General features: G+C 36.7%; 12 protein-coding genes and 1 pseudogene. 2 read left to right on the top strand and 11 right to left on the bottom strand.

What is annotated here, in order from left to right; genetic code table 11:
* Positions 1 to 95 precede the first annotated feature (95 nt).
* From C8C76_RS14125 to C8C76_RS14090, 8 genes and pseudogenes are all read right to left on the bottom strand, one after another.
* Positions 96 to 338: pseudogene (locus C8C76_RS14125) on the bottom strand (reverse transcriptase domain-containing protein); the annotation flags it as partial.
* A gap of 499 nt (positions 339 to 837) precedes the next feature.
* Positions 838 to 1,719, bottom strand: coding sequence for a glycine betaine ABC transporter substrate-binding protein (locus C8C76_RS14120; RefSeq protein WP_108142761.1), 882 nt, complete (start codon positions 1,717 to 1,719; stop codon positions 838 to 840).
* A 228-nt stretch (positions 1,720 to 1,947) separates the two neighbouring features.
* Positions 1,948 to 4,245 (bottom strand): efflux RND transporter permease subunit, encoded by a 2,298-nt coding sequence (locus tag C8C76_RS14115; RefSeq protein ID WP_108142759.1) that lies wholly within the window; start codon positions 4,243 to 4,245, stop codon positions 1,948 to 1,950.
* 17 nt (positions 4,246 to 4,262) lie between these two features.
* A complete protein-coding gene (locus C8C76_RS14110) occupies positions 4,263 to 5,357 on the bottom strand; it encodes a DUF1302 family protein (RefSeq protein WP_108142757.1) in 1,095 nt (364 codons plus the stop codon).
* A 38-nt stretch (positions 5,358 to 5,395) separates the two neighbouring features.
* Positions 5,396 to 6,166: an outer membrane lipoprotein-sorting protein gene (locus tag C8C76_RS14105; RefSeq protein WP_108142755.1), complete on the bottom strand. Its 771-nt coding sequence runs from the start codon at positions 6,164 to 6,166 to the stop codon at positions 5,396 to 5,398.
* 13 nt (positions 6,167 to 6,179) lie between these two features.
* Positions 6,180 to 6,770, bottom strand: coding sequence for a TetR/AcrR family transcriptional regulator (locus C8C76_RS14100; protein WP_108142753.1), 591 nt, complete (start codon positions 6,768 to 6,770; stop codon positions 6,180 to 6,182).
* A 62-nt stretch (positions 6,771 to 6,832) separates the two neighbouring features.
* Positions 6,833 to 7,429: an HD-GYP domain-containing protein gene (locus C8C76_RS14095; RefSeq protein WP_108142751.1), complete on the bottom strand. Its 597-nt coding sequence runs from the start codon at positions 7,427 to 7,429 to the stop codon at positions 6,833 to 6,835.
* The gene (locus tag C8C76_RS14090; RefSeq protein WP_108142749.1) at positions 7,407 to 7,883 is read right to left on the bottom strand and encodes a GGDEF domain-containing protein; all 477 of its coding nucleotides are present in this window, start codon (positions 7,881 to 7,883) and stop codon (positions 7,407 to 7,409) included. Before C8C76_RS14090 ends, C8C76_RS14095 begins: the two co-directional genes overlap by 23 nt.
* 556 nt (positions 7,884 to 8,439) lie before the next feature.
* On the opposite strand from C8C76_RS14090, the gene C8C76_RS14085 reads away from it, so the two are divergent.
* Together C8C76_RS14085 and C8C76_RS14080 are read left to right on the top strand one after the other, a co-directional pair.
* Positions 8,440 to 9,588: a PQQ-dependent sugar dehydrogenase gene (locus tag C8C76_RS14085; protein WP_108142747.1), complete on the top strand. Its 1,149-nt coding sequence runs from the start codon at positions 8,440 to 8,442 to the stop codon at positions 9,586 to 9,588.
* Between the two features lie 133 nt (positions 9,589 to 9,721).
* Positions 9,722 to 10,858: a hypothetical protein gene (locus C8C76_RS14080; RefSeq protein WP_243734043.1), complete on the top strand. Its 1,137-nt coding sequence runs from the start codon at positions 9,722 to 9,724 to the stop codon at positions 10,856 to 10,858.
* 50 nt (positions 10,859 to 10,908) lie between these two features.
* Here C8C76_RS14080 and C8C76_RS14075 read toward each other — a convergent pair whose 3' ends face one another.
* From C8C76_RS14075 to C8C76_RS14065, 3 genes are all read right to left on the bottom strand, one after another.
* On the bottom strand, positions 10,909 to 11,961 hold the full coding sequence (locus C8C76_RS14075; protein ID WP_108142745.1) for a LacI family DNA-binding transcriptional regulator: 1,053 nt from the start codon (positions 11,959 to 11,961) through the stop codon (positions 10,909 to 10,911).
* A 250-nt stretch (positions 11,962 to 12,211) separates the two neighbouring features.
* The gene (locus C8C76_RS14070; RefSeq protein WP_108142743.1) at positions 12,212 to 14,401 is read right to left on the bottom strand and encodes an alpha-galactosidase; all 2,190 of its coding nucleotides are present in this window, start codon (positions 14,399 to 14,401) and stop codon (positions 12,212 to 12,214) included.
* A gap of 57 nt (positions 14,402 to 14,458) precedes the next feature.
* Positions 14,459 to 15,397: ABC transporter ATP-binding protein (locus C8C76_RS14065; RefSeq protein ID WP_108142740.1), on the bottom strand; the 939-nt coding region annotated here is incomplete at its 5' end.

The raw sequence follows: 15,397 nt of genomic DNA, 5'->3' as shown, positions 1-15,397 counted from the left end.
TTTATCCTAACAGGAAATATATGTTAAATAATCTTACTGTTGTAGATCATGTCCTAAAATATATGATCTACTGCTGAATTTTATGTCTTGTAACAATAAGCTCTTATTAGTTTCAGCACCCTTTTATCCTGCACTTTCCTGGCTACTAAAGACATCAGTTTATCATGTTGAACAGTATCAAAATACTTTTCAAGGTCGATATCGACCACCCATGTATAACCATCATTTATATATTCTTTAGCTTTATTTACTGCCTGGTGTGCATTCCTTCCAGCTTCCAGCCTTCTTTCCTGAGAGCAGCCTTCATATGAAGTTGTCTGCTTTCTCTGTGTTTCCATCGAGTTGTTCAAATCTAAGAAACCTCTTAATGTTTCATCCTTCAATCGATGTATATATCCATCAATCTACTATGACTTCTGCTGCATTCTGACAGTTAATCTCTTACATTACTGCAGAGTTTATTGCTTAGAAATTCATCACCACAATTTACTGTCAGACCTTCCCTGGTTAAGAATATTTACTTTCACTTCATCTATCCGCTGTATTTACACTTCCTGTCTTGAATAGTTTTGGGCTTTGTTTTGTTAAGCAAACTCATCCCCAGAATTGTGCCTTCTATACAGTTCGTATTCCTCAGACCGAAGCTTTGCCTCCAACTTCCTTCAGATTCCATCTCACGATGGACACCCTTGTCTTCAGCTAGTGGTTGGCACTATTAACCCCCACATCAGACTTTCACTGATTAGCAAATATTCATGCCAGGCAAACTTAAAAAACCCTGCTGTTTAAACAGCAGGGTACTTGTTTTATCTAGATTTTATTTTAAAATATTCAAATTTATTCAGATACGCTAACCGGATTAGTCCAGCCGCGAGCTTTTTCTTCGTTTTCTTCAACCCATTTTCGGGCAGCTTCTTCTTCTTCCATTCCATCTTCGATCCAGGCCATAACTTCAGCTACTTCATCAGTGGTCATTCTAAAGTCATGGAAGAAACTTACTACTTCCGGATGTTCCTGAGCTAGCTGTGGGTTGTGGAATGTATAAACATTTTCTTTAGAACCATAAACATTATTAGGATCTTCTAAAAACTTAAGATCAAACTTGGCAAATTTATAGTGGGGTCGCCAGCCTGTTACTACAATCCATTCTTCTTTTTGAATTGCACTTTCTAAAGAACCAGTCATTGCAGGTCCACTGCTTGTTAAAAGATCAAAATCTAAACTATATTCTTCAATACCTTCTCTAGTTGCCTCCATTACTCCAGCACCAGGTTCAATTCCTGTGATCTGGCCATCAAACTTATCACGATGTTCATTCAATTCTTCTATAGAATCAATATCAACATATTCCGGGACCACAAGTCCTATCCTTGCACCTTTGTAATTAGGTCCAGTTTTAATAATATCATCTTTATATCTTTCAATATAACTTTGATGTGTCAGCGGCAGCCAAACTCCCATAAATGCATCAATATCACCTTCAGCTAAAGCCGCATAAATTGGACCAACTCCAACCATTGTTGTCTCTACATTATAATTCATCATTTCTTCCAATACTTCCACAGCAACCTGAGTCTCCGCAACTGTTCCAGCCCAGTTTACATAACCCAGTTCAATTGTATTATCCTGAGCCTGTGTCTCTGTTGGCAGCAAAGCCATTCCTGTCATCAGCAGTGTTATAATCATCAGCGAAGCAAAAATCGTTCTAATTTTTTCCATAAGTAAAAAACCCTCCTTAAAAGTTTATTGTCTTTTATGAGCATTTTTGACCTTGTATAAGATTGTAATTTGATTAGAAGCGATTTGTTCTTTTAGAGAATAATTTGCTCCTGTTTGCTCTTTCAACCACTTTTTATTATAACAAAACTAAAAATAATATCAAGTTTATAGATAAATATAGGTACCAGATACCAGAAATCTTTTTAGGTACCTGGTACCTATCGTCATTTACTTTGATTCCAAAAAATCAGGCTCAAAAACAAGAACTAAAGCCGGAAGAATCAACAACCCTCCAATTAAACAGGTGGCAATAGAAACTGTTACTAAAAAGGCAAAGAATTTAACCGGTAAAAATCCGGAAACAAAAAGAACTGAAAATCCAACTATTACAGAAAGAGCATTGAAAGTTATTCCCCGGCCTGAAGTTGTTAGAGTCTTAACTACCGCCTCTTTTTTGGATAAATTTCTTCTTTCTTCGCGATAGCGCCAGAGAAAATGAATGGTATAATCAACTCCGACTCCGATCATTATCGAAGAAAGCATAGTGGTAATCATATCGAGTTTGATATTTAAAAAGCCCATCAGCGAAAATAAAAAGACTAAAGCAGTTATCAGAGGAACTGATGTATAAACACCGGCTGTAAAAGATTTAAATAAAAGCATAACTACAGCTGCAACCAGGATTATTGAAAGAAAAAGACTGATTATCTGGCCTCGAACCACAGCATTAACCAGCTCAGACAGCAGATCACCAAATCCACCTATCAGAGGGAAAGTGCCAGCTTCATAATTTTGAGCCTCATTTTGAATTTTATTGAGAACTCCTCTTATTTCTTCCGTGCTGTTAGTTTTAATTCTAGCGGTTATCAAAGCATTTTCTTCTCTAAAATCAATCAGTTTATCAAGATCACCTGACATTGAAAAAAGAAGTAAATACTGAGATAAAGCAGAATCTGCTTCCGGTATTTTTTCAAATTCTGGCTGCCCATTGTGGAGTTCTTTATTCATAGTTCTAATTATTGTAGAAACTGCGCTTACTTCTCCTACATTCTTAAATTCTTCAATTGCCAGCTCAAAATCACTGATTTTCTGCATCATCTCCGACTGAGTAATATCACCCCTGGCAACTACAGAGATAGAATTTGCACCACCAAAATGCTGATTTACTATTTCTGTGGCCTGCACAATCTCAGACTCTTTTTCATAGAAATTAATTGGGTTGGTGTCAACCTGCATCTGCAGCATCCCGGCTGAAAGAAACAGAATAATTAAAACACTAAAAATTAAAATCCTTTTAGCGTTTTTGCCAACCAGATTAGCGATTTTAAACAGGATCCTGTCTATAATTCCTTTTCTGTTGATTTCTTTATTATTTCCAGCCCCAAGCCCATAATTTTTGAGTGGAGTTTTAACTTGTAGCAGAGATAAAACTGCCGGGATAAATAAAAGGCTGGCTAAAAGTGCAAAAGTAATTCCGACACCTGCCAGCACTCCCAGTTCTCGAGCCGGAACAATAATATGACTGGAAAGTGAAAGCAGACCAACAATAGTTGTGACTCCGGCAGCAATTACTGGAGCTCCCAGCTTTAAAACAGAATTTCTACTTAACTGAACTGAATTTTTCTGCTCAACTGCCAGTTCCTGATAAGCTGCAATAATATGAATTCCGTAATCATTGGTTACCGCAATTAGAATAACCGGTAAAATAACTGTCATCAGCTGAAACTTCCAGCCCAGAAGCGGCAGCAGAGACAAAGAAAAGATTATTGACATTATAACAACTGTAAATGGTAAAATGACACCCCGCAGCTGTTTAAAACAGAGGAAAAGAAAAATCAACATAATAACTAAGCCCAGCGGCATTAAAAGCCTCATATCCTGCTGCATAATTTCTGCATTTAAGGCTCTTATGATTGGCAGTCCGGACTTTAATATACTTTCTTCAGCTGGAAATTGTTCGTCTGCTTCTGCCAAAATAGTATTAATTTTTTTCTTGATCTCTGCATCATCAAAGTCTTCAGCCAGTATAACAGCAATATTAACTGCCTTAAAGTTTCTGGCAAAAATCGAACCCATGACCAGTTCGCTATTTGCAAGCCGCTCTCGCAAATTTTCTTTTCCAGCCGCGTCTGTTGGAATCGTACTGACAGCGCTTTCTATCAATAATTCATCATCTCTACCCTCAATAATATTTACTGTAAAGGGACTGTTGACCTTATCAACTTCTGCCAGTTTTTCTAATTCGTCTGAAATAAAACGAAGTTTCTTGAGCAGTTCAGCCTCCAGCACATCTTCTGCCTCTACTGTCAGCATAACCATTTCTGTACCACCAAAAATGTTTTCAATCTCTTCTATTTTAGTTCTAGAAGGCATCGACTCCGGAATCTGACTCTTAATTGCTGTATCTACCTCGATTGCCTGTAAATTATAAAGTGAAAAAAGTGTTATTAAAATAAAGATTAAAATTACTGGAAGCGGATGTTTAACTGCCAGTGATGAAATTTTTTCTATTATCTTCTGCAGCATTCAGATCAGCTCCTCTGCTAAAAGTATTTACTTAAAGAAAGATAGATAAGTTCCTGATTTAGTCGATTTAAACTGCTTTCTCTTTTCTGATTAAGCTTAATAACGGCTCCACTTTCAAAATCAAGGCCTTCATTTAATGAAAAGATAACTTTCGGCCGGACCAGAGACATTCCTGCTTTAAGGTCAGAAATCAAATTGAGCTCCCAGTTATGAAAATTGGCAAAAGGTTTTTCGGCCCTCAAAACCAATAATTGATTTGCCTCAGACTGAACAGGAGGCAGCTGCTGGTAATAATACTGTCCCAGAAGATAAAGATTATTATCGAATTTATAATCCAGACCAATGATTAACTCATTGGTGTTTTCCAGCCTGGAATCCTGATAATCACTGTAGACAACTTCGGAAAAAAGGCCTATATTTTTGCTGCTAAAATCTCCCTTAAAATCAAATCCAATTTTATTAACTTCCGGATAAAAATTACTTGCTCCTGGAACTGTCTGCAGGCTATTACCGCTAAAAACAGAGGCAGCAAGATCATAACCCCGCCAGCGCCTGCGGATTAACTGGACTGCAGTCTGCAGTTCATCAATTTCTGCATGTTGAGTTAAAACCCCTGTCAGCTGCCAATTAAAATTAGGATAATAGGCTGCTCTGATTCCATCAACTGCCTCCCGACTCTGAAAAGGATCAATTGCACCCTGATCAATTGGATTAAAATAATTGAGAGGATTAATGTTATAGGAACTGCCCCAGCTAAAATTCTGTCTACCCAGCCTCCAGTCAATCTTTGCTGTATAATAATTTAGATAGGCTTCTTTAAATTCAAACTCAAATTCTCTCTCTTTTTGATCCTGCTGATAATAGCTTTCTAAAGTTAAAGCACTTTTTAAATAATAGTTTAAATCAGAACTTAAATCCTGCTGAAAGTCTAATTCCAGCCAGCTCTGGTCCTGCCACCTTTCTGATTCCTGTTCATAAATTACTGAAGTGCTCAATTCTCCGCTGTAAGAAGCTGCACTCAGATTAAATGAAAGGATAAGGCTTAAAATTAAAGTCAAAACTAAAATAGAAAGTAAATTATTTAGTTTGATTTTTGGGCTGATATTTTTCATTATTGCTTACCTCCTCTAAATTCTGCAGACTAATTGACTTATTGACGCTGCAGATAGCGGGTTGTAAAGATACCGGGGTCAAGTTCTGGATCAAAATCTACTTCCACCAGCTTTAAAATTGTCCTGCTTTCTCTCTGAACATTTTCTACCTCTATTCTGCGGGCCAGTCGGTTACCATCAATTTCGTCAAAGTTACTTAAGGTGATAACCTTTAACAACTCCTCCTGCTGATCGTAATACTCTATTTTCTCTGCCAGCCAGAGGTCTTTTCTGACCCACATTTTGCCATAGCTGTAGTCAATATCCGGATCAGTAATCTTCAGATGTAATTCAATTATCCCAGTATCTTCCGATATGATTTCTGCCTGATAATTATCTCTAAAATTGGCTCCACTAAAAATACTGAGATCATTATAAGTTAAATCTGAGCCCACAAAATTACCATTTTTCTGACTCCCGGATATTTTCCTGACCGAACCCAGTGCTGGTAAATAGAGATACATATCTTCCTGATTATTGGTCTGATCATCCAGGAGCAAAAAGGCGGTGCCGCTGATATCAGCAGGTTCAGTAAACTGCATTAGAGACCGCTCAACTTCTCCTTCCAGTCGATAATTATTAAGTTCTCTGCTTCTCATATCACCAGAACTGCTGTATAATTCCATTTCCATCTTCATCTGATGACTGTTAGCCTGCCTTGAAGCTTCTACCTTTTCTAAAACCTGATCTCCATCTAATTCCTGAGCCAGACCGAATTGTGATAAGAAAAAGAATAATATTAGCAAAAATATCGTAATTTTTTTAAACATTTTGGCCTCCTTTTTAATCTGTCCTGATAGTTTTCCAGAAAAATCTGATATGTTTTTGAGTAGCTTTTTTTAGTTCCTCAAAATCATCCAGTTCAAAAAGCAAAAAACGCAGTCTATAATAAATCAGTGTTCCGACAAATTCGTTAGCTGTAAAATCCGGGTCCAAATCACTTTCTATTTTCCCTTGTTCCTGCAGCCTGCCAAAAAAGACTGAAATCCTTTCAATATTATTTCCCATTCTATTCTGCAATCGCTTTTTAACTACTGGATTATTATTTTCTTTAAGCATCATTTTTAAAAGTTTGACTTTCTTTTGATTCTGCATCTCTTTAATTACAATGCTGCCAAAATAATTAAGAGTTCCCAGAGGATCCAATTCTGCTTTCTGAAATTTATTTTGAAATTTTTCGGATTTTAAATTCAGAGGAGCCAGGTAATTAAATAATTCCGAAAAGATTTCCTCTTTGCCGCTGAAGTGATTATAAATTGAGCTGCCCTTAATTCCAACTGCTTTTGCAATTTCCCGCATTGAAGTACCGTGATAGCCCTTTTCTGCAAATAAGTCTAATGATTCATTTAAAATTTTTTCTCGGGTAGAGTTCACTTTTCCACCTCCAGTTTAAAATTTCATTTATTAATTGCCTTATTTCTATCATCTATCATAGTTTAATTATAACTAACGTTTGTTAGTCTGTCAATAAATATTTTTACTAAAAGTGGATCAAACTGAATCCCGGAGCTTATCCTTAACTCTTCGATGATTTCCTGGTCACTCATTGCCTTTTTGTAATTTCGTCCGTATTTCATTACATCATAGGCATCAACTAGGGCAATTATCCTGGCTGCCAGAGGTATATCTTCCCCCTTTAAAGCCAGGGGATAACCACTTCCATCCCACCACTCATGATGAGTTAATATTCCTTCCGCTACATCGACCATGTCTAAAGAAATATAGGCAATTTGAAAACCTGTCACCGGATGTTCTTTGATCTGCTGCCACTCATTTTCATTTAAAGGTACATCATTAAATAAAATATCATTCGAAATAACTATTTTTCCCAGATCATGAAGCTCAGCCAGCAGCATCAGATCCTCCAGCTTATCTTTCTCAAGCTCTAGTTCTTCCCCCAGTAGCAAAGCGGTCATTTTTAAACGCTGACTGTGCAAATATGTATTATAGTCAGCTTCCTTAATCATCTTTTTCAAGAGACTGGAATAACTGTAACCAAAATTTATACTTTTAACATAACTCAAACTCTCCATTTGTCTTTTCCATCCTCCTGTCTTTAATAAAATTACTTCCCGGCATTTCTTTTACCCTTTTTTTTAATTCTGCTGCTCGGTCACTAATTTCCAGATGATTTTTTAACTTTCGATCACTATTCGAAACTATCGCAATTGAAATTGAAGTCAGAGGGGTATTAACAATCTTATGCTGACGATCAGGGCAAACAAGATATCCTCTCAATAAGTCTTTGCTTTTAAAAAATCTACAAATCCCTAAATCAAATTTTTCAATGATTAATTCTGCCAGGTATTCATCATCTTCAGCCGCAGTGATTATTACAAAATCATCTCCTCCAATATAACCGAGAAAAGTCTCACCCATAATTTTTCTGGCACAGTTATTAAGTACTTCCGCAGTGTAATTAATAACCTCATCTCCTTTACGATAACCATAGCTGTCATTATATGCTTTAAAATTATCAAGATCCAGATAAAGAACAGAAAACTTTTCTCCTGTGGACGCCTCATCGCTATTTTGGAAACTTTAAGAACTGACTCATCAAAATCTATAATCAGCGGCTTACTATCCATAACTGCGTTTACATTTTTCTGCATATATAGATTATAGCCAAATCTGCTGCCCAGACGATAAAAAAGCTTATCTCTCATAACCAATCCAGCTGCCCGCTCTTCTTTAAGTACAACAATACTCTGGATATTATTGAGATTAAAAATGTCTACCAGATTTTTGGTCCTGGCAGAGATTGGCACTGTCACTCCTCTATTTTCTCTAAAGACATCTCCTGCTTTTATCGATTTCATTTCCTCACCTACTTTAAGCAAAATTCACTTCTCCTTTCCTAAATTATTCTTTAAGTCAATCATATCGCCCTATTATTACAGTATTGTAACTTCTAAATTAACAGTATGTAAATAATTTTCTGAAAATGTTAAATGCTTTTTAGAAATTATTCTTTATAAATAATACAATTATAAGTGGAATTAATTTTGGGTTTTTTAATTACAAAATTATGGAGGTAATATATATGAAAAAGAAAGTTTTTTTGCTTGCATTAATCTTGATTTTTGCTTTATCACTTTCAGTTCAGGCACAAATTAGAGTTGGTCAGTTTCCACAGAATGTAGAGGATGAATATGTCTTGAGCCCTGAAAATATTGAAGTTGAAGTCTGGCAGCAGAATCTTGATGTCCCCTGGGAACTAGTTTTTCTGCCTGAAAGTAATCGAGCCTTAATTACCGAAAGAGGTGGCAGAGTTCTGCTGGTTGAAGACGGCTCGCTGCAGGATCAAAGTTACCTGGAATTATATATTGATTCTCGGGGAGAGGGCGGTTTAATGGGAATGGCACATCACCCCGATTTCCCAGAAACCCCATATATTTATCTGATGTATACCTACACCAGCAGTAACGGTGAGCTATATAATAGAGTTTCCAGATTTACTGACCAGGGTGATCAGGCAGTTGAGGAAGAAATTATTATTGATCAGATTCCAGCAGGAAACAATCATAATGGAGGTCGTATTGCCTTTGGGCCGGATGGAATGCTTTATATTACAACTGGAGAAACCTTTACCCGAGAAATTGCACAGGATTTAGACAATCTGGGAGGAAAAATTCTGCGTCTTACTCCAGATGGTACAATTCCGGATGATAATCCATTTGGAAACTCTCCTGTCTACAGCCTTGGCCACCGCAATCCCCAGGGAATTGACTGGCATCCAGAAACCGGAGATCTCTTTATTTCTGATCATGGTCCTTCCGGTGAAGATGGTCTAAGAGCAAAGGATCGAATCAAAGTTGTTGAAGCAGGAAGTAATTTTGGCTGGCCGGACAAAATCGGTTATTTCGAAGATAGTGAATATGCAAATCCACTCATTATGTGGGAAGATACTGTGCCACCTTCTGGAATGACTTTTTATCGTGGAGATTTATATGTCGGAACTTTAGGCAGTGAGTCTCTAGTTAGAATTGGATTTAGCAGAAATAATGATAATTTTAAAGTTGATAAAATAGAACATCTATTCCGTGATGCCAACACTTCTATTTACGGCAGGATTAGAACTGCTGTGGTTGGCCCGGATGGTTACCTTTACTTTCTAACTAATAATCGAGATGGTCGAGGTCGTCCCCGCGAGAATGATGATCAGATTTTGAGATTTAAACTGGATGAATAAGCACAAATAAATCTATATTCTAGAAGAAAGCTGATGTTAGAGCTGCTGATTGGGTTGAGAATTTCATCTAAATGTGAGATATGATAAAATATAAATATGAAGTCAAAAACTAATTATCATAAGGAGTGAGAAAATGATGGATTCCCAACTCAAAAAAGCAGTGATTAATCACCAACAGGAAGAAATTAAAGAATATCTCAAGGAGCTAAAAAGTGATACAAGTTTTTCGCTGGCCTCATTGATTGAAGGTTTCTTACCATTAATGCTGATGGAATGCAGCCTGCGTTATGGATCTTTTCATTTTGTCAAAATGAGTCTTTTTTTGAGAGAACTTTCTCAGAAAAATTATTTTTCCAGAGAATCTGAACTGGAAATTGCCAGGGTTGTAATGCTCGGTTTATCAGAAAGACATTTTATTAATCTTAAAGCAGATAGTAGCGGTTATAAGGAAAACGAGGTTAATCAAAGAACCTATAGTAAACTGATTGAAGAAATAAATAATGGGAACTCCCATAACTCCTTTTATTATGCGCTTGGAATTCTGGAACACCAACCTGAAAAGCTAAAAGAGTATCTTATTAACCTTGGTATGGAAAGAATTCCGGATAGCCTGGGCCACAGTGTAAGCTGTTTTTTTCCTGTGATGAGAGATCTGGTCAATCATCACAAAGATGTTTCAGCAGCTGGAGTTTTAAGTTATGTAATGTATCTCTGCCGCTTCAGCTACCAGAGTAAATATAATTCTGATCAAGTAAAAAACGAAAAACCAGCTCCAGACAATCTAGAAGAACTCGGTTTAAGGGCAGCTTCAGGCAGTGGAATAGTTAACTTACACCATATGATTACTTATTACACCTTTTTTATGCTGGAAGATAGCTCATTTTATCAAGAGCTTCCTCCCTACATCATCCTGGAAAATTACTTTGGCAGTAAAAACATTGAGCAAAAACGCCTGGAACTTGCTAAAAATAATCAAGGAAAAACTCAAATCGCAGAAAATTATCATCAGTTTAAAGATAATTTCTCTCTGAAAAGTTATCAAAATGATTTAGATTTCCTCTTCCATAATCTTGCTGAGAATTATAAAAAAACTATTAGTCATCTGCATCAACTGTTTGCTGAATATTATAATCCACACTGGAATCCCCATTACTATACTGGTCTTTACTGTGCACTGGGGCTTTATAAATCAGAAAAAATTAAAAACAATAAAGTTAAGAAAATGGCTGTAATTCAGGCAGTTGAATATTTTGCGGATAATGTGCTTTAAGATAATAAAAAGCCTTCTTAACTTTTTAAAAAGTTAAGAAGGCTTAAATATTATTTAATTTCTTTTTTCAGTTCATCTACAGAAGCTCTTTCAATTAATTTAGTTGAAACAAAAAATCTAATTGGAATATCTAAATCTTCGTCCAGCCCCTCGATTTTCTCAACTAATCTTTTAACTGCCAATTTTCCAATTGCTGTTTTGGGAATATTCATTGTAGTCAGGGGAGGATTCGTATAGGCAGCCATATCAATATTATCATAAGAAATTATTGATATATCTTCTGGAATATTTAAGCCTTCTTCATGAACAGCTCGCATAATTCCAATTGCCATTTGATCACTCGCTGCAAAAATTGCTGTCGGAAGCTCTTCTTGCTTTAATAACTTCTGAGTGGCTCTATAGGCCGGTTCTTTTTCCCAGCTGCCATCAATAATCCATTTGTTTTTCCATTCTAAATTGTTTGCTGTCATTGCCTTCTTAAAACCTAAAAATCTTTTTTCGTGATAAAAGTCAGGTGCTGATTTTTCTGAAAAAGATCCTCCAATAAAAGCTATATCCCGATGTCCCTTATTTATTAAATATTGAGTCAAATCATAACCCGCTTTTTCTCTCTCCACTAAAATGATATCTCTATTTAAATCATCTTTGTAAGAATCAATAAAAACTAGATTTTTAAATTTTTCTTTTAATTCATTTAAAAGTTCTTCTTCTATGAAATCACTAACTACTATAACTCCAGCTAAATCTGAAGAAATCACTTGATGACGGGTAGACTGCTTCTGTATATCTTTTTCTGAAAGTGAAAATGCTAAATCATAACCTCGTTCTTTTATTTCATTTTCTATCGCTGTCAAGATTACAGAAAAATAAGGATGATTATAAATATCAGGTGTCATATTAAAAATTAAACCAATTTCTTTAGTTTTTTTAGTACTAGCACTGCGCTTTGAACTCTTATGATAACCTAAGGTTTTAACATATTTCCAAACTCTCTGTTTTGTTTCTTCATTTACAGGACTTTCCTGATCATCATTTATCACACGGGACACTGTAGAAATAGAAACACCCGCTTTTTCTGCAATATCTTTAAGTGTTACTCCCATTATAAAGCCTCCTTATAACAAACTCTAGTTCCATTATAGCATTATTTAGGCAGAGATTAAATAGTATTTAGCTCAGCCCTCACAGATTGCTTTTAGTTTTAGTTAAATATTATAGAGAAAGTACATCTTCTTATAATATAATTCTGCAAAGGCTGAATAACTACTATTTAGAGGGTATATATTAACTCTTCTTTAAGAGAAGAGTTAATATCAATTTTTATGAATTTTAATCAACTTAGATTATTATTATTTATATTTGTCTAAATCTCCAGACTCTGGAAGAAAAGTCTTCTTTTAAATAGGGAACTTTGATACCAAAATTCATCAGCTCATCCCCACCATAAATTTCTCCACTATTTAGCTCTTTATAATCCCTGTCAGGATCTAAGCCTTTTAGTTTTAAGGTCTCCTCTTTCGGGTTGGGAGTCGCCAGCACCTGATAAAATCCTGCCAGCACTTCTTCCTGATCCTGACTGAGATAAGACCAGGCAGTAAAATTGCCTGCAAATGGACTCCGCAGTCGGTAAAAGTCACCAAACTGCACCAGCTCTCTGATCTCCTTATAGTTATTAACCTGCTTTTTGACGGCTTCCATTTCTTTTTCATTTAATTCTGTAAGATCAAGTTCATAACCTAAGTTGCCGAAACTTGCCACATCATAGCGCATTTTAAGTGAGGTACTGCGCTCTACCTGGTGGTTTGGAACAGCAGATACATGGGCACCCATAGAAGATGCAGGATAAACTAATGAAGTTCCGTACTGGATCTTTAATCTTTCAACTGCATCAGTATCATCACTGGTCCAGGTCTGCGGCATATAATGGAGCATTCCCGGGTCAAAGCGGCCGCCACCACCGGCACAGCTTTCAAACAATACTTCCGGAAAGCTGGAAGTGATCTCTTCTAAAACTCTGTAGAGTCCCAAAATATAGCGGTGGTTTAACTCACTCTGGTGTTCAGCCTTTAGCTCTAAAGAACCGTATTCAGTCATCGGTCTGTTCATATCCCACTTAACATAGGCAATGTCTGCTTTCTCTAAAATAGCAGATACCCGCTCAATGATGTAATCCTGAACATCACTGCGGCTTAAATCTAAGATTAGCTGCTGCCTGGATTCTGATGATTTTCTTTCCGGGACCTGGATGGCCCATTCTGGATGCTCACGGTATAAATCACTGTCTGGAGAAATCATTTCCGGTTCAAACCAGAGACCAAAATCCATCTCCAATTTATTAATTTCCTGAGCTAAATATTCTAATCCTCCGGGCAGCTTCTCTTCATTAACATACCAGTCACCCAGTGAGGAAGTATCATCATTTCTTTTCCCAAACCAGCCGTCATCAAGGACAAAGAGTTCAAGGTCCACTTCTGCAGCAGCTGCTGCCATCTCTAATATCTTATCTGTATCAAAATCAAAATAAGTACCTTCCCAGTTATTGATCAAAACTGGCCGCTGCTTATCTCTATGTTTACCCCTAACCAGTCGGCTTCTGTATAACTGATGAAAGTTTTGAGACATTTTATTTAAACCCCGATCAGAATAATTCATTACAACTTCTGGTGTCTGGAAGCTTTCTCCACTTTCTAAAAGCCAGTTAAAGGTAAAGGGATTAATTCCCATTGTTAATCTTGTTTTACCATAGTGATTGCGCTCTGCCTGGGCGATAAAATTAGCAGAGTAAACAAGACTGTAACCATAGGCCTCTCCTCTGTACTCATCAGTCTCCGGCTCAACCAGAGCCACAAATGGATTCTGCTGGTGGCTGCTGCCCCCTCTTTTGCTGTCAATTCTGGTTATTCCCTGCTCCAGAGGACGGCGGATAATATCTCTTTCTCTGCCCCAGGCTCCGGAAAGCTGCAGCAGCTCAAAATCTTTATTCTCAAAATCAACACTCATTGAAAGTGCTCTTTTAAGATTGAGTTTCTGCTGACCCTGATTCTTAAAATTAGCCGAGCGGGTTATTATTGGATAATCATTAAAGACTGTATAACTTAAAACTACCTCCAGATCAGTTACCTCATCATAGAGCGTTATCTCCAGAGTTTCTGCTTCAGACTCTTTTTCAACATAGGTTGAGGGCAGACCAGCTAATTCTTTTTTACCACTGTAAATTTGATGATCCTGATATTTTAGGTCACTGATAATTGAGCCGTTTTCTGCTTCAGTTTGATAGGCTGGCTCCCTAAAATCAGACTGGCCAAAAGATGGATACTCACGGGCTATATTTTCTAAGATAAAGCCGGTGTCATCTTTTAAAGCATAAGCCTCATAGGGCCGGTGCTGAGAGATATCATAACGAGCTAATCTTTCAGCTTTTTTAATTTTTTTACCCCAGTAGAGATGGCCCAGCTGACCATTTTTTAGTATTTTTATTACATAACTTATTTCTTCATTTTTTAAATGAAATATTTTCTTTTTTAGATCAAATTTAATTGACATTTTAAAGACCTCCACTCTAAATATATAAATTTGTATCTTTAATTATATTGATACTCTTTAATCTTCTAACAAATGACAGGCCGCAAAATGACCAGCACCATATTCCTTAAATTCTGGTTCTACCTCTGAACATTTAGCAAATGCTTTAGGACAGCGGGGATGGAATCTACAGCCTGAAGGTGGATCTACCGGTGAAGGTACATCTCCTTCCAAAATTATTCTTTCCTTTTTCTTTTTTGGATCAGCTTCTGGTATTGCTGAAAGCAGTGACTGGGTATAGGGATGCTTGGGATTATTATATAAATCATCTTTATCCGTTAATTCTACAATCTTACCCAAATACATTACTGCCACTCGATCACTAATATGCTTAACTACACTTAAATCATGAGCAATGAACAAAAAGGTTAAACCAAATTCTTTCTGTAAATCCTGCAGCAGATTTACTACCTGAGCCTGAACTGACACATCAAGTGCAGATACCGGCTCATCAGCGATGATAAGTTTTGGATCTACTGCCAGAGCTCTGGCTACACCAATACGCTGACGCTGTCCACCACTAAATTCGTGGGGATAGCGCTGCATATACTCTGAACCAAGCCCAACCTTTTCTAAGAGCTCTCTCACCATTTCATTTCTCTCTTTTTTACTTGCAGCTAAATTATGCAAATCTATAGCCTCACCTACAATATTACCAACCGTCATCCGAGGATTTAGGGAAGCATAAGGATCCTGAAAAATAATCTGCATTTCTTTTCTTAACTTTCTCATCTGCTTTCGATCATAAGTTAAAATGTTTTGTCCTTTAAAAACTATTTCTCCTGCTGTTGCCTCTAATAAGCGAAGGATTGTTCTACCAGTTGTTGACTTTCCACAACCTGATTCACCTACCAGACCGAGGGTTTCTCCTTCTTTTACTGCAAAGGAGATATCATCAACAGCTTTTACATGAGCTACTGTTCTTTTAAATACTCCTGCTTTAACCGGAAAATATTT

It is taken from the genome of Halanaerobium saccharolyticum (assembly GCF_003053565.1).
GTDB lineage: Bacteria > Bacillota > Halanaerobiia > Halanaerobiales > Halanaerobiaceae > Halanaerobium > Halanaerobium saccharolyticum_B.
This window is presented reverse-complemented; position numbering and strand designations above follow the sequence as displayed.